Below are 19,860 nucleotides of genomic sequence, written 5' to 3'. Positions count from 1 at the left end.
TTCCACGAACGAATCCCGAGGCATTCAAACGGCAAGCCCCCAGAATTCTGACGTCGTAGAGCCTCGGTGTTTGGGTGAACAACGTGCATGGTGCCGAAGGAGCTTTGTCTAGGTCGACGCGGAAAGAGATAAAAGCTCTTCTACGTGGTGGCTATTCCCATGCAAGATTTGAGAAGGTAATGCGGGAGTTTCCGATTGACCTTCGCGGGGTCGTTGTCGACGGGTTACCGTATTCGGCTTGGCAGATCCTAGAGCACATGCGCATTGCACAGCGGTCCATGCTTGACTACGCCCTGCAGCACCTAATCGATACAACAGTAAGATCTCCGAAACAATTGCGGTGGCCTCGGGACTATTGGGTTAGGCAACAAACTCCTCGCGGCAACGAGAGCTGCGAACATTCCGTACGAAGCATTCTGCAAGATCGGACTGATTTTGAAGCCCTCATTAACAAGGCTACGGACGACGGCCTTGTGACGCCTTCTGGACCTCGCAATCGAAAAACGCTTCTGCGGCTCGCGCTCCAGATCGCGGACCACAACTCCTACCACATCGGGCAATTAGTCATCATTCGACGTCTATTGGGATCCTGGAAGAGGTAAGGTGGAAGCCTGAGATGGTCTGAATCTTCACGGATAAGATTTCAGGTCAGCGTTGAGTGACGCTGGAATTGTCTCGAGTTCCTGGCTAGACTCGCCCCACCAAAAGATGACAGGCAGAGCCGCCAGAAGCATTCCTAAACCGGCTGCATACATGACTGCACTATACCCATTGGTGAAGGCTCGATCGACGATCCTACGTCCCTGACGTTCTGCTTCGTTCCCGAAGTCTGATGGAACCCGCACGGCGGTCATCAGTGCATGATCCGCGTAGATTTGACTCTTCATTTGCGAAGGAAGCGGTGAGACTCTCAACTGCGCGCGGAGAGACCTGTCAAATCCATGCGAAAGGAATATCGTTGCGATCGAAAGAATCACGAGGCCAGCAATGCGGGAGATGGAATTATTAACGGCTGAAGCTATGGCCGCTTCTTCATCCGGAACTGAAGACATGACCACATTGGCCAGAGGCGAAAGAGCGATGGTGATACCAACTCCTAAGAGGAGCATTCCTGGCAGGAGTGAGGCTATATAGCCTTGGCGGTGGGAGGAGAGTCCGAAGAGAACCAATCCACCCGCGCCACAAACCGCGCCAACGACGAGGAAAGAGCGTTCCCCTAACTCTGAGCTGATTCGCCCAATTCTCGACGAGAACAAGAACATCACCGCGATGCATGGCAGAAAAGCAGCTCCAGTGGCAAACGGGCTGAGATGTTTAATCTGAATCGAGAAGAAAGGAACGATGTAAAACGCGACTCCGAGCGAGCCATAGAGGAAGAATGTCAGAAGGTTCACTGCAAGAAATCGACGGTTCGAAAACAATGACAAAGGCATCATTGCATGTTCATTTTGCCGTTGTGAGTACAGGAATGCGCCGATCAGGCTAACTCCCGCCACCATCGAGAGGACAACCCTAATATTTGTCCAGCCGAGTTGTGGCCCGAATGAGAGAGAGTAAACAAGTGAACCTAAGCCCAACGTATTGAGAAACGTCCCCCGGAGATCAAATGTTGCAAGGCTCAAAGTCGACAATTCGGTATTGCTTTCGCGCACTTTAGGGAGCAGAAGCAATATCCACATTGCTAAAGGCAGGTTGAGAAGGAAGATCCAGCGCCAGGAAGATGCCTGGATGAGCAACCCCCCCACCACGGGGCCGAGGGCCGCAAAGACACTGGTCCACGCCGACCATGCGCCGATCGCAGAGGCACGTTCGCGCCCGGGGAAGGCCGCTGAAAGAATAGCTAAAGACTGTGGGATGAGAAGTGCAGCCCCAACTCCCTGGATTGATCTTGAAACAACCAGCTGAGACAGCGACATCGATAAAGCCGCGCCCGCTGAAGCCAATGTGAAGAGGCCGATACCGACTGCAAAAATTCTCTTTCGCCCTAGACGATCCCCCAGAGTGCCGCCAAGCAACAGGAGAGCGGCACAGAAGAGTGCGTAACTTTGAACCACCCACTGTACCTCCGACGAGGTCGCGTAGAAGGTACTTTGAAATGTCGGCAGTGCCACACTGACCACAGAGCCATCCATGAACGCGAGGGATGAGCCCAGGATGGTCATGAGTAGGATAGATTTGCGATCAACTGGCCGGCACGGTTGATAGTCTGATCCGGACACTACCGAAGATAGACATGTTACCGTCTGAGGCGTTTTTGCGATATTCAGCTTCATGGCTTCAGCTCTTTGCAATGGATTAAGACAAGATCACCGGCTGCCCATGCCTCCCACCGAGAGACACAGGCAGTCCGGACTTGATCATATTTCCCGTGAACCGACATCCTTGACAGGTATGAAAGCTCAGTCGCGGGACCAGCCGATTCGGTACACCTTGCCTGTTTGCATTCCCTCGACGCTCTTCACGTACCCGCGAGCCGCTTCGGACGCCGGCACAGGCTTTTGCCCTGGGAAGAATGGCCCGAATGCTGACCACGACTCCTCGGTCACCGTTGGGCTGACGATGTTGATGCGGAGTCCGCGGGGGAGCTCGATCGCGGCGCTACGTGCGAATGCCTCAAGACCGCCGTTGACCATAGCTCCCGAGGCTCCCACACTGATTGGGTCTTCATTGATTTGCCCGGTTGTCAACGTGAACGATCCTCCGTCACGGATATGTTTTAAACCAAAGGCAACAAGATTTACCTGGCCCATCAATTTGCTGCGTAAGCCAATCTGGAATTTATCCTGTGTAAACTCTGCAAGTGGGCCGAAGTGTACGTCGCCCGTCGTACTCACCACGGCGTCGAAGTCGTCGACCTTCGAGAAGAGCTGTTCGATCGACGCGGTATCTGTGATGTCTACTTGAAAGTCGCCACTTTTGCGGCCGACCCTGACGATCTGGTGCCGGGTGTTCAACGCCTTGTCTACAGCACTGCCCAGTGTGCCGGAGGCGCCGATAAGAATAATCTTCATGATGAACTCCTTTTTCGAAGAGACTTGCCAGTCAACTCGAATTGATATTTGAAATTCTGCTTCCGTGTTCGTTTAACGACCTCTGGGAATGAATCCGGGGCGACCGGTCTTCACCACCGTGTTGTACCGTTCTCTTGTTTGAATGCCATTGATCTCGTCAAACGCATCTTGCGGAAGAGGCGCTATATCGAAATTTTCTTGTGCGTGAGCTTGAGTCTTAGGGGTAGTCAGCAATGCAGTTCCACGTTGAATCGCCCACGCCAGAAGGACCTGTGCTGGCGTCTTGCCAACTCGCTTCGATACGGCCAAGACGACGGGGTCTTCAAGCGGACCGGGCCTTATTCCGTGACCCAGGGGTGCAAAGGCTAGCAACACAATTCCCTTCTTTCTGCAGAATTCAAGAAGCTCAGTCTCCGGAAGGTATGGATGAGATTCCACCTGAATTACGGCGGGCTTGATCCTTGCTGCGTCGTAAATAGGCTCAAGGTCCTCCAACCCCACGTCCCCTAGTCCGATAGCACGACATTTCCCTTGATCTACAAGGCTCTCCATCGCCCTCCAGGTGTCGAGCAGCGTTATGCCAGTGTCGTAAATGACATTGCCATCATGATCCCGTGGATCCTGCTCTTCACCCGGCTGGAAAGCGAATGGAGTGTGACTGAGATAGAGATCAAGATGGTCCACCTGGAGCCGCTTACGACTTGCTTCGAACGCCGGTTCCACCCGTTCAGGCCGGTGATTCGTATTCCACAACTTCGTGGCCAGAAAGATGTCCTTACGCGCAATGCCTGCAATGCCGAGTCCAGCTTGCAAGCCTTGAGCCACCTCGGGCTCATTACGGTAACGCTCGGCACAATCGAACTGGCGGAACCCTGCCACGAGCGCATCCCTTGTGGCAGTGATTGTCGTTGCGGGATCGGGAACAAGAGTTCCGAACCCGAGGGCGGGTATATGACCCACTCCGTTGTTGAGCGGTATCTTCGTTGAACGGAAATCAGCAGCTTCCATCATGATCAGACCTCTGCGGTATGTTTTTGGGACGTAACTCGCCCTTGAAAGAAGATCGGAAGAAGTCGACTCTACTCGGTGCTTCCCACGGAGTTGCAAATCAAAACGGCTTGATATTTTGCCTTCAGCACCCTTATTTCAAAAAACTGAAATGACGATCCATGGGGAGACGTGATTTAGGAGTCTTGACGTAAGAGTCGGACTCGTCCCGATATCCAAGCACGAGTAGGACAGTGACCGTAAAACCCTTTTCCCTCAAGCCTAGTTCGGCATCGAGTGTTCGGGAATTGAACCCTTCAAGGGGGCTCGCATTGATCCCCAACTCTTCGGCAGCCATCAAGCTCATACCAAGTGCGAGATATGTCTGCTTTTCCATCCAGTGCTGCAGGTCTTTCACGTCGTAGCGGTGCAGATCGATCCACATCCGCACAGTGGCCTTCCATTGATCGGCTAAAGCCTGATTCGGAAACTTGCCATCGGCAAGCTCCTTGGCATGCAATTCATCGAGATATTCGTTGGAAAGCGTCTCACGAGTAGCAAGCACGATGACATGAGATGCGTTCCTCACCTTTGGTACGTTGAACTCAAAACCTTCGCCAATGTGGTCCGCGATTCTCGAACGCGCTTCTGGAGTTGACGCGACAAGATAATGCGTGCTCTGCGCATTGACTGAAGTCGGAATGGAGTACATGAACTTCAAAAGCTCATCGAAGATGTCTTCGGGAATACGTCGACTTGGGTCGTAGACTTTAGGGAAATGTCCGGATTCTATTAATCTGCTCAGGTTCACAGTCAGTCCTTCTCTATTTTTTTTGTCTTTTGTCGAGACCCGCTCATCGCGGATCGCTAGTAAGTAACATCCTTTAACTAGGGCTTAACCGAAGTGAAAAGATTGATCATTTACACTACCCGACATCGATTATCGAGCCTCTTAACATAGTTATTGCAGCCGGATCGTTACGCGAATGCGCAATCGTTACAAACGGCACGATATGACAAATGTTATGAAAATTTACTTTGCCGGTATATGTGTGGGAGCTCCTTTGTCTTTCACAAAAAACGCAATGAATTTCGCAGGCTCCGTCTTACTCGCATTTCGACCGATCACGTGAACGTCGCTCGGGCTTTCATAGAATGTTTGGCCAGCGGCTAGGGTCATTTCCCTTCCTCCACGGACCTGCATTATGACGGTCCCTTCCAATACGTAGACAAACACATGAGCATCGTGGCGATGTATGGGTTCAGAACCACCTGGAGGGTATACAACGGTGATCATCGTGCCTTCTTTTCCTGGGAACCCGGTGAGATCCCTCGACAGCAAGGGCGTTACCTTAATCTCTTGCCCTACAAGCCAACTGGGAGATAACCAGGCCACGCACAGGATTAGCTTTGCAATCTTCATCATTTGTCTCCTCGATTGTTTTTAGTTGAAGTAGAAGCCGTGTCCAGTTGGCCTCAGGCTAGTTTCTTCCCGGAACAGATTCATGGCTGTCGTCGCCAACAACATCTGTCACGCGAACACTGACCAGCTCTTTTGTGGCACCGGCTCAGGACGCCCAGTTCTTACGGAAGTCCGTGTGCAATGTCAGGCCTCCGTCTACGTACAAGGTCTGGCCGGTAATGTAATTGGCATCATCACTGGCGAGAAAGGCAAATGCGGCTGCGATTTCATCGGACTCGGCAGAACGCCCCAAGGGAATGTGCTCCTCAACCATCGATCGTTTCGTAGCATCGTCTTTCCACGACGCATTGATGGGCGTAGTCGTAGCTCCCGGTGCTACTGAGTTAGCGCGTATGCCCCGATCCGCGTATTCGAGCGCAATGGTGCGCATAAGGTTTCCAAGGCCTCCTTTGCTCACGGAATAAGCCACAAAATTAGGCTTGGGTACGATTTCATGATTAGACGAATTCATAAGGACCAGGCCCGATCCCTGCCGCAGGAAGATGTTCAGCGCGGCCCGGCTACAGAGAAAGGCTCCACGGAGATTAACATCGACTACCTCGTCAAAATCCCTCAGAGTGAATTCGTGGGTAGGACTCTGACGGTTGATGCCTGCATTGTTGATCACCACGTCGAGGCCTCCTAGAAGATCTTTCGTCCTGCCAAACACATCACGGACTTCGATCTCATGAGTTACGTCTAGGTGTTCGACAATGACTCGCCCCGGATACTCCTTCTGAAACTCCTGTCGTACCCTGAGCAAGGTCTCATCCGCGACAACGTCGGTAATAACCACCTTCGCCCCCTCGGAGGCAAAGCGTCGTGCCGTTGCCAGTCCGATGCCCTGTGTTGCTCCCGTGATCAGAACTCTTTTGTTCATTAGGCCGGTCATCGTATCCCCTCCAGCTAGCAGGTTGCGAAAACTATCGAGGGAAAATTTTGTTCCACCGACAACTAGCGCACGGATGTGTCTGCGAAAGAACAAAGGGCCTGCCTCTGATCGAGGCAGGCTCGCCTGCGTCCTCTTCTTCATTAATCAGCGATTACGCCAGATTCGACTCGGTTGCTGGACCATCACTCATCGTGATCTTTCCGTTGAGCCCCGTCGGGAAGAACCCTCCCTGACGCGCATTTGCCTGCATTCCGAAGGCTAGATACAACACCTGTCCGGCAGTTCTGGTCGCGGCCAAACCGTTGTCGAGATTGATCGAAAGATACTGCGTTCCCTTTCCGCTGGGGGGCGGAATAAGATCGGCACCATCGACGGCCGAGGAAGCGATCTTCAACTTAGCTACCTGCGTATGAATACTTCCCGCGTGTTCAGCTTCCGCAGCGAGGAGGCGAGCCGCGGTGGTGATCACGCCCGGGCTTTTCAGCATTCCGGCAGCGCCCGTATACGCGGTAACCCCAATGTCCTCGAGAATTCGTGCCACCGTCAGAAAGTCGACCTGATTGCCGAATCCAATTCCCAAAGCGTTCAGCTTGATGTTGGGTTTCGCAACGGCAGCAATTCCTAGCGCATTTCTTAGCAGAATAACGTGAGCCCGTTCGTCCGACCCGATTTCAGCAGCGATGTCTCGGCTAAAGATTTCGTTGTTATCGAAGACTACCTTCGCTCCTCCAGTGGTCTCGCCGCCAGAGGCCGGGTTCTCACCGGTTGCCTTACCGTCGATACCAATTCCGAAACTAGTGATCGATTTACCTTCTACGGCATAGGTGTAAAACTCTGCTTCGAGATATTCGAGATTAAGAGCGAGGTTGAGGATATCTGTCTCAGTAATGGCCTCCGTCGCACTGGAGGGTGAACCTCCGCCAACCGTGGCGCTGGCGGCGTCCATCTTTCTCATAAAACGTTCGCGATTCGGGGACGCGGATGCAAGGTCGTCGAACAAATTCTTCGGCATATCATTCTCCAATTATGCTAGTTGCGGTCGTCTTAGGTTGATCTCGGGACAATTGGCCGGCAATCATGTCCGGAGTTGCGAATACACAAAAATCATCACCCTTAGATATTGTCGATAGATCACAGTGCTCCTCGTACGGAAGAACAGAGCAGATGAATTATCGGTCCAAAGCCATCCACTTGTGATCCGAAAACATGCAGGGTTGAGCCTGTTGTTTCCTATAGGCAAGTGTTGCGATTTCCCCGTGCACTCGCGCTGAGAAACTCTACCGAACAGCCCGTTCAACTCCGATTGACTCGCCCGACGAGACTGGGAGAACCTCCTGGGGCTCTCCATTCGTACGAACAGACGGCGTCAGACGAGCAGCGGCTTTAGCTATGACGAGTCGTTTGGCCCTCAGCAGCCGGGTCTTCGTGGCAGGGAGGGAGAGATGCAGGCGATTTGCAATTTCGTTCAAGGACAAGTCGTCGCTGAGGCGTATCTGCAATCCCTCCTTGAGCGACAACGGCAAGGAATTAATCGCACATCGAAGAATTTCGTATTCTCGCTTAATCCGCAACGTAGTCAAGGGATCGGGACGCGGGTCAGCTATAGCCACGAGCAACAACTCATTCTTCTCAGCGTCGCCTGTAACCTCACATCCGTTTTTATATTTTCGTCGCATCATGAGCGCAGAATTGATCGCGATGCGAGTGAACCACGTTGAAAACTTCGCTCTGCCGTCGAATGTGGACAGCTTGAAATAAGAACGGATAGTCGCATCCTGCAAAGCGTCTTCTGCGTCAGCCTCGGCTCGAAGGATGTTCCGAACGGCGCGACGTGCTGTGGGCAAAGCGCCTTTGATAAGGTCAGCATAAGCATTCTCATCGCCTGCCTTGGCGAGAGCGACAAGCTTCGCATCCTCCGACGGAGGAGACGTTTGATTCGACCGATTGCCGCAATGTAAGGCCATGTCGCTATGATCCTGCACGACAATGTAGCCTTTCACAATCTCGGAATTAGGGGTCCCAGACCTGTATTTTCTGCAGGTCTGGCGCCGCGGACTGCGAACGGTTTCCGATTGAATATCGTTCAGATCAAGGAAAAAGCGAGTCCGGCAGGAGCATTAGAGTACGTTCAAAAGCGGCACCGTTTCCAGCCGTTCGGGCAAAGATCAGAGAACCCTCGATACCGATGAGGGGTTCTTGTGCCCTAAAGCGGAGGTCCACGGCATCCAGGCCGCTCTCTGTGGCGATCCTGGTAAACGCATCGACCCACGTCTGCGTCATTTTGCGAAGCACGAGCTGTAGTTCCTCTGACCCGACTGGATCGATAGAACGTTGAGAATGCTGGCTTTCACACCACTCGAATAGTATTTATTCAGGCGTTCGGCCACCAACGAGACGCGCGCTCGTGGAGTCCCCGTTCCATCCAACAGTTTGAATATGTTGGACTCGAACCAGGCAGCAACAAACTCGGCCACCGTCGTCACTATCTGATCTTTGCCTGCAGGATAACGATACTACAGACTTGCCTTTTCAAAGGCCGGTCTTGTCCGAAAGCATCTTGAGACTGACTCCATCGAAACCGTATGTGCGAAAAAGATCCTGAGCGATTTCCAGAAATGCGTCATCAATAATTACTCGATGGGCCATTTAGGATGTCCTCGCTCTCCTTCTGCCGAGCGTCCGGTAAAGAATCATTTCAATAGTCTATCGATAGATCTTGCTCAAGCAGCACGCGCACAACACCGAGCGCAACTTTTCAGGCGTATTGGACAAAACAGCCGTTTTGTAACAGCATCGTGGCAGCACGACATGCCGATGCATTACTTCCACAACCAATTCGGAAGATTTACCGCATGATCACGATTGTCTTGCTTTTGCTGTCGGCGCTCTATTAGCTTCATAGCGTTGGCTTGATCGCCAGGCGTTCCGTCTCAACGAATTGTTCCAGCACATTCTGCAAAATCTTCTCGATAACCTTCGGACCCCTGTCTACCTCATCCCCTCTTCTTATTGCCTTCGGTCGAATCTGGTCTCGAGCGGAAAGCGGAGTCAATTCATTCCGGTTCGGAGCTGTGGGAATTGGATTTCTCTACTGTCGTATACAGAAAGCATCGACTCGATTTACTCGGTCTCAGCTCGCGATATTCTAGGGCGCTGCCTATAGGTTCTTACGGGGACTTTTAACGTTAAGGCAAATAGTATTCGATTACCGGACGAGGAACCAAGTCACAATATCTTCTTGATCCCCAGCGGGTTAGCCCTATAGTCAGGCGACTGTTACCAGCGCCCTCCCCCTACGAACGGCCTCACTATATAAGGAGCTTAAATGTTTAAGGTCACAGGCGGCCTGGCAGCCGCTGCTATCACAATTGGAAGTCTTCTTTCCGTCACTGCGTTAGCCGAGTCTAACGCGAAGTCCGGAGCAGTATTCGTCATGACGAATGCCGCAACAAAGAACGAGATCGTTGCATTCGAGCGCTCCGCAAACGGGTCTCTCACCGAGACCCAACGGTACGACACCCAAGGTAGAGGCAGTAGTGGAGTTACGGATCCTCTTGGTTCCCAGGGATCTCTGACATTGAGCCAAGACCATTCCCTGCTGTTCGCTGTAAACGCTGGAAGCGGAAACATCTCCGTATTTGGTGTCAGACGTTCGACCTTAGCTTTTCTCGACAAGGTGCCCTCAGGAGGCAGCGAACCAGTTGCCATAGCAGAACGTCAGAACCTTGTTTATGTACTCAACGCAGGTGCAGCTGGAAGCTTGGTTGGATTCACTCTGGATTTCGGCGGCCATCTCAACCAAATCAAGAGTTCCACTACATTCCTGACCGCTGCTGCGAGCGGCGGAGCATCCTTAGCCTTCAGTCCGGACGGCCAGTTTCTTGTAGTAACTGAGAAGATTCCTAACAACATCGACGTGTTTCGGGTCAATCTTGACGGGACGTTGGGACCCATCGTCGTGAATCAAGATGCTGACCCAGGCATCTTCTCTGTCTCATTTGCGCCAAACGGCACCCTTATCGCCTCAGAGACGGGAACCCCTGGAGTCACAAATAGTGCGACTATCTCTTCGTACAGCACTCCGGCTAGCGGCAATCTAACACCCGTGAGCGAACACGTTCCCACATTCGGGACCGCAAACTGCTGGAACGCAATCACTCCAGACGGAAAGTTCGTCTACGTCTCGAATGCTGGAACAGCATCGATCTCTGGTTTTACGATTGGTAAGAATGGTTCTTTGACGCCAATATCCGGAACCATCGTAGGCAGCAATCCCCAGGGGAGCACCAACCTGGACATTGCGATTAGCTCAGACGGGAAGTTTGTCTACACATTGAATTCCGGTTCTGGCGACATTGGTGTCTTCGAAGTCGAGTCAGACGGCACGCTCAACAATCTTGGTATTGCCGGTCAATTTCCGAAATCCGAGGGCTACAACGGTATCGCCGCCCTTTAGTCGGATCAAACGGGGTTGTGGCCTTCGCAACCCCGTTTGATCTATAGCAATTGTGCGGAACACAAGGTCTCGGATGACGCTCCCAAACAGCTGGCGAAACACCTTGGGATTCCTTCGACACAGTAAAGCACTGACACGAAATTGCGCGGGGTTCAACTCGATCAGAGATCGTATTGAGTGAACCGATCTTTCAGCAGTTGCGACTCGAAAGAGAACTTTAGGACAACCCAATGACGCAAGACGATGCGAAAAGACTAGTCGGTGAACACGGTGCTGAGCCTATAGAGCCAGACATGACGGTCGGTCTAGGTACCGGCACGACGGCGACGCAGTTCATCCGCGCATTGGGGGCTCGCAATGCACAGACGAAATTGAATATTCGCTGTGTTGCATCCTCTAAGGCAAGCGCTGATCTCGCTCGCAGTCTTGGACTCGATGTCGTTACGTTAAACGAGCTTCCGAGACTGGACCTTTACATCGATGGCGCGGACGAAGTCGACTCACAGTTGAATCTCATCAAGGGCGGAGGAGGCGCGCACTTTCGAGAGAAGATTGTTGCTAGTTGTTCGGATCAATTTGTCGCTCTCGTTGACTCCTCCAAGGTCGTCGCCACATTGGGCAAGTTTCCTTTGCCCGTTGAAGTTGTGAAGATGGCGTATGTCCCCGTTCAGCGCAAGCTCGATGCGCTAGGCCTAAATCCGGTCCTCCGCCATGAGAAAGGCACAGATGAACCGCTGCTCATCGACGAGGACAACTATATTCTCGACTGTCATTGTGGCCCAATTTCCGATCTGGAAGCGGTCTCCAGTGAAATCAGAAACATTGTCGGAGTGATCAAGCACGGACTCTTTCTAAATATGACCTCCGTGTGTCTCGTGGCTGACGACGACGGGGTCGTTCAACTAAAAGTTTCAACGTAACGAGTCGCCCAATCCCCTCTCTCATGGCACTGAACGTTATGTGCCATTTAACTCAAATCCCAATACCTAACCAAACCGAGGAAACCGATGAGTCTCATTGAAAAAGCCCTAGAAGCAAACCGTAGTTATGCCAAGATACCGAATCCAGCACGTGCGGAACGTCCAGCCCCCAAACTTGCGGTTGTTACCTGCATGGATCCTCGCGTTTCAGACCTTCCAGCGATCCTCGGGCTACAGCATGCGAATCTCGATGTAATCCGAACCGCCGGGCCGGCAGTAACCGACGACGTTCTCGGAGAGCTTGTGGCGTCCAATCGCATCATCGGAACAACTGAAATCATGCTTCTAAACCACACCGGATGCGGATTCACAACCTTTACCGACGAGGAGCTTAATACAAAATTAGCTACTTCCACCGGCGATTCGTCACCTGCTCCTATGCGGTTCTTCTCTTTCAAAGACCCGATACAGCATACTCGAGAGCAAATCGAGAAGGTGCGGTCTCATCCGTGGATCGCAAAAGAGGTTCCCGTTCGTGGCTTCGTTTTAGACATGGAGACGGGCCTCCTCAAAGAAGTTGAGGCTGTTCCCAGGCTATCTCCCGAATAGTCGTTAAGGACCCAATCCCAGGGCCGGTGACTCCTGTATTAATGGCCTGCCCCGACGCAGGAGTCTACCGGCACGAGGTCCGACTGAACGGGCTACGCCTCCTCGACAATTGGTAGATCAAGGTCTGTCGTCAACGTGTACCGACAACGGCAGAACCCATACCCTTCTGTTCCCAAGTCAGATCACCGAGGTTTCTGCTCTGCGCGCCCGCCACTTCCAGATAAAACCCAGGGTTCTGACTTGCTATGGGTTGGAAGGATCGGCAGGAAACTAACCGAGTAATGACCTCTATCGTCGATTCGCGAATAGGGAAGAGACGATGTGTTTGCTTTAGTATTGCGCCCGCTCGCGTTCGCCGATCACGATCCAGGGAGCCATGGTGTTGCCGGTGGTGATGCGCGGCAGTAAATGCGACGTTCAAGTTTGTCCGGTTCATCAGAACTGATAAGGTCGGTCTCGTTGAGAAGAATGACGTCTGCTAAGGCAATCTGCTTCTTCACCTCATCGATGCAATCCTCGGGCACGCAAGTACGCCGTGAGCTCCGCTGGAAAGTTGGTCTGAATCCCGACGGCCCCGTTATCGATCGCATCCTGCCACTCTTTTTCCGTCTGACGATCGACAAAAATGCCTACATTGACCTCTTTCGCAGCTGCTATCGTCACAGCATTGAAGTCGCGCTCATCAGCGCCCAGCAACTGTGGATGAAGCCTGTCGATCAGCTTATGCACATTCTGCGGATTGAACGCCTCCGGCATAAGTACCCAGCTCGGCTGTAAGGTAGCGATCTGCTTCAGAAAATCAGGATGCTCCGACCAGAACATCACATGCTTTCCCATATCGTGCCGCTCAATTGCCGCGACCAGCGCCTCAGGTGCAGCATCCTTCGTATCGACGTAGTTGCCGATCTTCCCCCTGCAGAACTCCAGCACCTCGTCAAACGTAGGCACCTGCAAGCCGGGAAACTGGCCAGGAAAACGAGCGCCCAGATCGAGCTTCTTGATCTCCGCAAGGGTCATGTTTTTCACCAGTCCTTTGCCGTCAGTCATGCGATTGACCGACGGATCGTGCATCAACACAAGCTGGCCGTCTGACGTGGTGCGCACATCGATTTCGACATAGTCCATACCCGCATCAACCGCGCCCTGGATAGCGGGGATTGAGTTCTCCGGATGATGCGTGTGTTCGCCGCGATGGGCGCTCGTCATAATCGTTCGGGGGGCGCCATTCGTTGCAGTTGCCTGCCCAAAGCACGGAGCCGTAATTACGAGCGACGCAAACAGAACCACCGCAGGGACCTTCAGATAAGAATTGGAAAAAGCAAGAAGCATGATCGACTCCATTCGAAATTGTTAACTGTTTCCTTGGCTGGTAAGTACCGGGGTAGCCCTCAGCGTCGCCGTATAACGCATGTCGAAGGCTGCCCGGCCTGCACTAGAACATGTACTTCAAGCTGAACTGCACCTCACGCTGGTTGTCAGGCAGCGTCGAGGATATCGAAGCTCCGCCCGGGACATCCGGCGCAGTGCTCGGTATCTGGAACTGCGCATGATTGGCTACGTTGAAGATCTCCGCCCGGAACGTCAGCTGCTGCCCCTCGACGATACGGAAGCTCTTCATTAATCCAAGATCGAAGTTGAGCTGCGAAGGACCAACAATCGAACCCGCATAGCTGTTGCCGAAGTTATGGGCAAAGGTCTGCTCCGGTGCGAGTGCGGGGATCGCGAACGCGGCCGGGTTGTACCAACAGGCCAGTGTCCTCTTGCCCGGCGTACATCCAAGCCGTGCCTGATCCGCCTGATCGATGGAGAAGTCCGCGGGGTTACCCACTTGATCGGGCCGCGGACCAAAGCTACCCGTGTTCGTCTAATCGATCGAGGTACCTTCTTTCGCGTGCTCGCCCGTGCGTGCCACGGTAATCCCACTCAGCTCCCATCCGCCAAAGGCCAGATCGGCACTCCGTCCCGTGTTGCCGCCGAACTGACGTCCTTTACCGAACGGAAGCTTGTAGGTATAGCTGATGGTGAAGCGATGACGGAAATCGGGCTCCACATAGCCCCGCTCGCCATTGGTGTTATAGGAGTCCTGCACAGAAGTGCCCGCTGTCCCGTGGCTTGTTCCAATGTCCTTGCTCCATGTATAGGAGGCAAGCATGGTCAGACTATTCGAGACCTTCTTCTGTAGCTTGCCTTCAAGAGCGTTGAAGTGCAGGTTGAATCGCGGATAGTCGATCGTAAGAATATCGCTCAGGCCTGGATCGGTGCTGAAGTAAGGGCGGCCATAGTTAGGAGCAGGGCCGAAGTTGGAATCGAGCGGCACAGGAGCCTGGTTCAGATCACTTGCCTCGTTATCCCACAATCGCTGCCCCTGCGTGCCTACATAGGCAAGACCCATCACCCAACTTCCGGGCAGTTCCTTTTCAAGACCCAGATTCCACTCTGTGATGCGCGGAAGAAGCCGCTTCGGCCCGGTCGTCTTCACCTGCCCGGTCGGATGGAGAGGATCGATCGCCGGGAGCGTTGCTGGGAATCCGGACCGCAATAGCTGTGCCGTCTGCGGAATCTGCGCCGGGTTATAAGCAGCCGAGTAAAGCTCCAGCAAAGGTGGGTTCTCGCCAAGGTCGTTGAAGATGTTGCCCTCAGGCGAGTAGAAGATGCCGAACGCGCCGTGGACCACGAGGGTCTGCTGGCTCTGAGGCGAATAGGCGAACCCAACGCGCGGACCAAAGTTGGTCTTGTCATACGCTACGCCGGCGTTGGGGATAGCATTCGGCCCGTAGTTATTGTCGACAACCCCCGTCTGCAGGTTGAAGTTCCCTACCCTGCCCCCTACAGGCGAGTAAAGATCATAACGGAAGCCAAGGTTGAGAGTAAGCCCGGAGCTATCTTCCAGTCATCCTGGAAGAAAGTATCGAACTCCCTCATTTTGGTCTTGTCCATGCTGGCCAGGTTGTCCTGCAACTTGCTCACAGGAATACCCAGGAGTAAGTCCGCAATCGCGCTGCCGCCATCTCCCGTGGCAACATTTTGCGTGTACTGGCCAGAGAAAGAGAATGTTCCAAAGGGTGCCTCCGCCTGGAAGAAATCTCTGGATAGATAACGGAAGTCGCCACCGAACTTGAAGGCGTGACGTCCCTTGAGCCACGTCACAATATCGGCGATCTGGTACGTATCGTCGGTAGCGATCTCAGGAACATAACTCGAGTCGCCGAACGAGGTGTAACCGGAGAGAGTGAACAGCGAGAGACCGCTGGAGTAAGGGTTATCTCCACGGTTCGCATTTGGAATTCCTAACTGCTGCGAGCGATCCTGCCCCGCATCCAGATGCTGCGTATTGATCTGCCAGCGCAGGAAGGCAAAGTGAGCATCATTCGTAATGTTCTTGCCAAAGGCATGGTATTCGCCAAGGGCATAGCTTTGTTCACGCCCATCAATGTTACTTCCGAACCCCTGGCAGCAACCTCCGGCCTCCCCCAGAGGTGCAGGCTTCAAGAACCGGACATCTTGCAAGGCCGCATGTCCAAATAGTTGGTCCGTCTGACGGATAGTGTGGTCGATGCGAACATCGAACTGGTCTCCATTTGTGACCTGCTTCGGGGTATACACAAAGTTATTTACCGTGCCGGGCAAATTCGGCAACGGCAGGACATTCAGAACGGCCTGTCCAACGCTGTCGATACGGTTCGCGGGAATCACGAACGGATTGCTCGGATTCAACAGAGTGCGTTGCGAACTCACCGGGTTCGTTGTCTGCGGATCATAGAGGTTTGTCTTCAACTCACTGAAGTCGCCATTGTGCATGAGACTCGTGGGCACCGAGCTCACGTATGAGACACCCTGCCGAATACGCTCTCCCTCGTAATCAGCGAAGAAGAAGGTGCGGTTACGAATGATCGGACCACCCAGCAAAGCTCCGAACTGGTTTCTCTGGAATGGCGGCCGTTGCGGATCAAAGTAGTTACGCGCATCGAGTTTATCGTTACGAATGAACTCATAAACACCGCCGTGAAACTTGTTCGTGCCCGACTTGAGCAACACATTGACTGCAGCACCACCACGCCCGAACTCCGCACGCATGGAGTTCTCCTCTACGCGAAACTTCTGGATCGCGTCCGGTGCGGGCTGAATGACCAGGGTGCCCTGTCCGAACTCGTTGTTATCGACACCATCCAAAAGGAAGTTGTTATCGAAGCTAGTAAGGCCGTTGACCGCTACCTGAATTCCCGGCCTGTTGTTGTCGGTCGTGCCGCGGAGGGCACCGTTATTCTGCGCACCCTGGTTTGCTCCGGCTCCCAAATACGCCAGTTGTAGGAAGTTGCGGCCATTCAAAGGAAGATCGACGATACGTTGTGTCGTCTCGATCGTGCCCAGCGAGGAGCTTGTCTGATCAATGATCGGCACGCTGGCTGCGACGTCCACCTGTTGCTGTGAGGACATCAGGCGCAGCTGCACATCGAAGCTCAACGACTGACCCACGTTGATCGTGATCGGTTCGCTCGAGGTCGTTGAAAATCCATTGGCCTGCACAAAGATTTGGTAAATTCCGGGGTTCAGGAACGGTACCGTGTACAGGTCGTCATTGTTGGTCACCATCCTGCGTTCCACGCCGGTGGCCTGGTTCACGACACGAACCTCCGCGCTTCGGACAATCGCCCCTTGCGGGTCCGTCACTCGTCCGGAAAACTGGGCCGTCGTCTGTGCAGCCGCCGAAAAACCGCAAACCAACAGGAAAACAGACGCCATGATGCGCACGACATTCTTAAGCATTGCTTATCTCCATGGAGTTAGCACTTCTGGAAAGGTTGTTTGTTAGTGACTGGAGTTTGGTTCCAAGGCGAGTAAGACTGGATCTCTGCTCAGTAAGTGAAGGGTCTTGGCCATTTCAGAGGCTATCGATTGCGCCGTGCGGGGAGAGGATTCACTCGAAGATATAAGCTCCCTGCATAGGCTTACGTTGCGAGTACTTTGCTCCGTAAGGCCTGCAGCTGCGGATGTTATGGTGTGTCCATCTTCGGTGCTCTGCTCAGGCACGAGCGAGAACGACTGAAGTATCTCGATCTCTGAGCGCACAGCGGCTCGAAGCAACGAAGAATGGTTGGTGAGTAATTGCGTCAGGGCAGAGCGCCCCAACGGGTCCAACTCATCATTCCCATGGAAACGCCGGTTGAGCTCCGTAAGAGCATTTCCCTCTCGCTGAATCTCAAGAGACAGGCTGAGCAGCTGGTTGGAAACCCTGCCCATCTCCTCCGAGCTTTTGGAGTTTTCGTGAAAGAACTCTTCAAGAGGAGCAGGCTGTGCCGCCACGGCGCTCTCACGAATCGAAGCCGTACCGGACCCTGCATTGCGACGCGCGTTGAGCTCCTCCAGACTTAGAATCGACGGAACGACATGAGCTACCTGCCGCAGCCCAAGGTTCAGAGCGTGCTGCCGCTCGGTGGTATCCACAATGCCTTCCACATGCACCGCGTTCCTCGATCGCTTAATCTCAATCTGCTCGTTGGCATCGGCGTTCAGCTTGTTCAGCACAAGCCTTGCTTCCAGCTCGGCCACATCGAGTTGCTCGTCAGTCAGGAGGCTTCTCTTTGGCAGGTTGAGGGTGGGCTCGCCCTCTTCATGCAACATTGGAGAGAGCGGCTCCCACAACGCTTCATTCGCCTCGCTCCACTTCAGCTCGGTGTAACTCAGCTCGGCGATCTCCACCGTGTCCTGGCTGCGAGTCTCAATCGTGCGGCGCACCGGATGAAGGTCCGAGGTTCGCATCGTCAACGACTCCTGCCGGATCGGCCCGTATCGCACGCTGGTGACCACGCTCACCAGTCCGTCTCCGGCGGACTTTACACGGTCCGTGGCAGAGTGTTGGCTCTCTCTCCATCGGTTGTAGTCTATAGCCGAAAGCGGTTCATCCCAGCTCACGCCGCCGGCCTCGACCGCCTGCTTCATCGCCGTCGCGGCGGCATCCAAATGCTGCGCTTTGGCCACACGCTTTCGTTGCAGATCGCTGTAAACCGTGCGCTCTATACTGTGCGCACCGCGCCGCATTACCAGCTTCTGATAGACCACCCCAGGCTGAGCACGCTCGGCCAAGGCCTGCTCGTTCGCCATCGCCTTCCCCAGAAGATCCGAGGCACTCAGCGATGGTGCAGCCTGCTTCCAGATGAAGAACAGCGTGATCGACGCCAGGGTAACAACAAAGATGCTTGCGAGAACCGGATTCATAGTGGACGGCAGGAGCGAGCGAAGACCATATATCAATGAGTTTTGTGAGGGTTGTTCCTCTCGGATGCTTTGCTCGTTCAGCAGTGCAACCAGTCGCCCCTCCGCACCGGTTGAAGGTGGAAGGTGAGGACGTAATCGCCGTTCGCGCCGCCCCACCAATGCAAAGACCGTCTCCTCCATCTGCTTCTTCTTTGCCAGGCACCGCCAGCAACCGTCCAGATGATGAGCAACCGCGGCATGCTTACGAAGGGTAAGTTCTCCATTAATGAATGCGACCATCTGTTCGTCGCTCGGATGCTTGTCTTCACTCCGCAGAAGCGAGTTCGTAAACTTATTCATGAAGCGCCCCCGTTAAGCGAACTATGGCGCGCTGCATAAGCTCGGAGACGCTAGAGATACTGATCTGCATCACCGCAGCAATCTCGCGGTACTTTAATCCTTCAACTCGTAGCTGCAAACACTGTCTCTGCTGTTCGGTAAGCTGGGTCATGCAATGGTCTAGTTTTTGGTCCATCTCTTTTTGCAGATAGGAGTCTTCCGGCGTCGGCCCTTTGCCCGGCTCCTCCTGTATCCTCGCGACCGTCTCTTCTTCCTCGCTATGGAGGAAGCGACGTGACGACCGTTGCAGGTTGACCGCCAGATTATGTGCTACGCGAAACAGCCAGGAGCGGAAGTCCGCGATCTTTGTGCCTTGGCTCAGCTGCTGGTGCAATAGAAGAAAACTCTCTTGGATTACGTCCTCTGATTCGGGCGGCGTAAGGCCGATGCAGACAAGGTAGCCATAGAGCGGTAACCGCAGTTCGCGAAACAGCTCGACCACGCGGGTACGATGGGCGGTCCCCTTGCGCTCTTCTGTAGCGAAGAGGCTTAGGTGAGGCCGTAACAATGCGCTGTTTTCGTTCTCCATGCCGGGGACAGACTCTTCCTTACTCCAAGTTGCCAAGCTCAATTGGGCCTGTTACTGGAGAGACAAATCAACAGCATCAAAGTTCGGGTCTGTCATCGAACTTTCACAGAGCGATCGAGCGGGGCCCCACATGCCCTGGAAGTGACATAGCTCACGTGCAGAAGGATTGAAACACCGTCATTCAGGTTGTTTGGATAGCCTTGAAAATAAACGCAGTAAGTTGGGCATCATCTGGATGGAAGACGGACTAGCTGGATACACACCCTTATCGGTGATGCGCATTCGATTCGCTTGAGCGGCGTCCGTGCTGCAGTAGCAATCTGTTTTTTCTTGAGGCTGTAACATTCTTCGGCTCTCACATGACTGAGTTTCGTTGGGACGAGACCCTTCGCTTGCCGAGTGC

General features: G+C 53.6%; 18 protein-coding genes. 4 read left to right on the top strand and 14 right to left on the bottom strand.

All coding sequences use genetic code 11. The features are described 5' to 3' along the window. The first annotated feature begins 74 nt into the window (after positions 1-74). Complete coding sequence (locus HDF14_RS27660; protein WP_406707241.1) at positions 75-602, top strand: DinB family protein; 528 nt, start codon at positions 75-77, stop codon at positions 600-602. A 27-nt stretch (positions 603-629) separates the two neighbouring features. Here the strand turns inward: HDF14_RS27660 and HDF14_RS18845 are convergent, their stop codons facing one another. The 8 genes from HDF14_RS18845 to HDF14_RS18810 all read right to left on the bottom strand — a co-directional run bounded on the left by HDF14_RS18845 (position 630) and on the right by HDF14_RS18810 (position 8,316). Beyond that, positions 630-2,162 carry a DHA2 family efflux MFS transporter permease subunit gene (locus HDF14_RS18845; protein WP_183979758.1) on the bottom strand — a complete coding sequence of 511 codons (1,533 nt, stop codon included), beginning with the start codon at positions 2,160-2,162 and terminating at the stop codon, positions 630-632. Positions 2,163-2,399: 237 nt separating this feature from the next. Then, positions 2,400-3,011 carry a short chain dehydrogenase gene (locus tag HDF14_RS18840; RefSeq protein WP_183979756.1) on the bottom strand — a complete coding sequence of 204 codons (612 nt, stop codon included), beginning with the start codon at positions 3,009-3,011 and terminating at the stop codon, positions 2,400-2,402. A 72-nt stretch (positions 3,012-3,083) separates the two neighbouring features. Continuing rightward, positions 3,084-4,022, bottom strand: coding sequence for an aldo/keto reductase (locus HDF14_RS18835; protein WP_183979754.1), 939 nt, complete (start codon positions 4,020-4,022; stop codon positions 3,084-3,086). Between the two features lie 130 nt (positions 4,023-4,152). Continuing rightward, positions 4,153-4,809 (bottom strand): nitroreductase family protein, encoded by a 657-nt coding sequence (locus HDF14_RS18830; RefSeq protein ID WP_183979752.1) that lies wholly within the window; start codon positions 4,807-4,809, stop codon positions 4,153-4,155. Positions 4,810-5,031: 222 nt separating this feature from the next. Then, entirely contained in the window at positions 5,032-5,424 is a 393-nt protein-coding gene (locus HDF14_RS18825; RefSeq protein WP_313899628.1) for a cupin domain-containing protein, read from the bottom strand. A 142-nt stretch (positions 5,425-5,566) separates the two neighbouring features. Next, positions 5,567-6,352 carry an SDR family oxidoreductase gene (locus HDF14_RS18820; protein ID WP_183979750.1) on the bottom strand — a complete coding sequence of 262 codons (786 nt, stop codon included), beginning with the start codon at positions 6,350-6,352 and terminating at the stop codon, positions 5,567-5,569. Between the two features lie 151 nt (positions 6,353-6,503). After that, complete coding sequence (locus HDF14_RS18815; protein WP_183979747.1) at positions 6,504-7,364, bottom strand: ferritin-like domain-containing protein; 861 nt, start codon at positions 7,362-7,364, stop codon at positions 6,504-6,506. 265 nt (positions 7,365-7,629) lie between these two features. Further along, complete coding sequence (locus HDF14_RS18810; RefSeq protein WP_183979744.1) at positions 7,630-8,316, bottom strand: sigma-70 family RNA polymerase sigma factor; 687 nt, start codon at positions 8,314-8,316, stop codon at positions 7,630-7,632. Positions 8,317-9,677: 1,361 nt separating this feature from the next. Between HDF14_RS18810 and HDF14_RS18805 the strand changes: the two genes are divergently transcribed. From HDF14_RS18805 to HDF14_RS18795, 3 genes are all read left to right on the top strand, one after another. Then, positions 9,678-10,808 (top strand): lactonase family protein, encoded by a 1,131-nt coding sequence (locus HDF14_RS18805; protein WP_183979742.1) that lies wholly within the window; start codon positions 9,678-9,680, stop codon positions 10,806-10,808. A gap of 230 nt (positions 10,809-11,038) precedes the next feature. Beyond that, positions 11,039-11,728 carry a ribose-5-phosphate isomerase RpiA gene (gene rpiA / locus HDF14_RS18800; RefSeq protein WP_183979740.1) on the top strand — a complete coding sequence of 230 codons (690 nt, stop codon included), beginning with the start codon at positions 11,039-11,041 and terminating at the stop codon, positions 11,726-11,728. Positions 11,729-11,815: 87 nt separating this feature from the next. Then, positions 11,816-12,337 carry a beta-class carbonic anhydrase gene (locus HDF14_RS18795; protein WP_183979738.1) on the top strand — a complete coding sequence of 174 codons (522 nt, stop codon included), beginning with the start codon at positions 11,816-11,818 and terminating at the stop codon, positions 12,335-12,337. A gap of 501 nt (positions 12,338-12,838) precedes the next feature. Here the strand turns inward: HDF14_RS18795 and HDF14_RS18790 are convergent. The 6 genes from HDF14_RS18790 to HDF14_RS18765 form a co-directional block, all read right to left on the bottom strand. Next, positions 12,839-13,666, bottom strand: a complete 828-nt coding sequence (locus HDF14_RS18790) for a glycerophosphodiester phosphodiesterase (RefSeq protein WP_183979735.1) — start codon at positions 13,664-13,666, stop codon at positions 12,839-12,841. Between the two features lie 103 nt (positions 13,667-13,769). Next, positions 13,770-14,165, bottom strand: coding sequence for a hypothetical protein (locus tag HDF14_RS18785; protein ID WP_183979733.1), 396 nt, complete (start codon positions 14,163-14,165; stop codon positions 13,770-13,772). 36 nt (positions 14,166-14,201) lie between these two features. Further along, positions 14,202-15,011, bottom strand: coding sequence for a hypothetical protein (locus tag HDF14_RS18780; RefSeq protein ID WP_183979731.1), 810 nt, complete (start codon positions 15,009-15,011; stop codon positions 14,202-14,204). A gap of 152 nt (positions 15,012-15,163) precedes the next feature. Beyond that, positions 15,164-17,101, bottom strand: a complete 1,938-nt coding sequence (locus tag HDF14_RS18775) for a carboxypeptidase-like regulatory domain-containing protein (protein ID WP_183979729.1) — start codon at positions 17,099-17,101, stop codon at positions 15,164-15,166. A gap of 42 nt (positions 17,102-17,143) precedes the next feature. After that, on the bottom strand, positions 17,144-18,889 hold the full coding sequence (locus HDF14_RS18770; RefSeq protein ID WP_183979727.1) for a hypothetical protein: 1,746 nt from the start codon (positions 18,887-18,889) through the stop codon (positions 17,144-17,146). Beyond that, positions 18,882-19,499, bottom strand: coding sequence for an RNA polymerase sigma factor (locus tag HDF14_RS18765; protein WP_183979725.1), 618 nt, complete (start codon positions 19,497-19,499; stop codon positions 18,882-18,884). Before HDF14_RS18765 ends, HDF14_RS18770 begins: the two co-directional genes overlap by 8 nt. Between the last annotated feature and the right edge of the window lie 361 nt (positions 19,500-19,860).

Origin of the sequence: Tunturiibacter gelidiferens, from assembly GCF_014201335.1 — a bacterium.
GTDB classification, from domain to species: Bacteria; Acidobacteriota; Terriglobia; order Terriglobales; family Acidobacteriaceae; genus Edaphobacter; species Edaphobacter lichenicola_E.
Note: the sequence above shows the minus strand (reverse complement) of the source record. Positions and strands in the feature narration are given on the sequence as shown.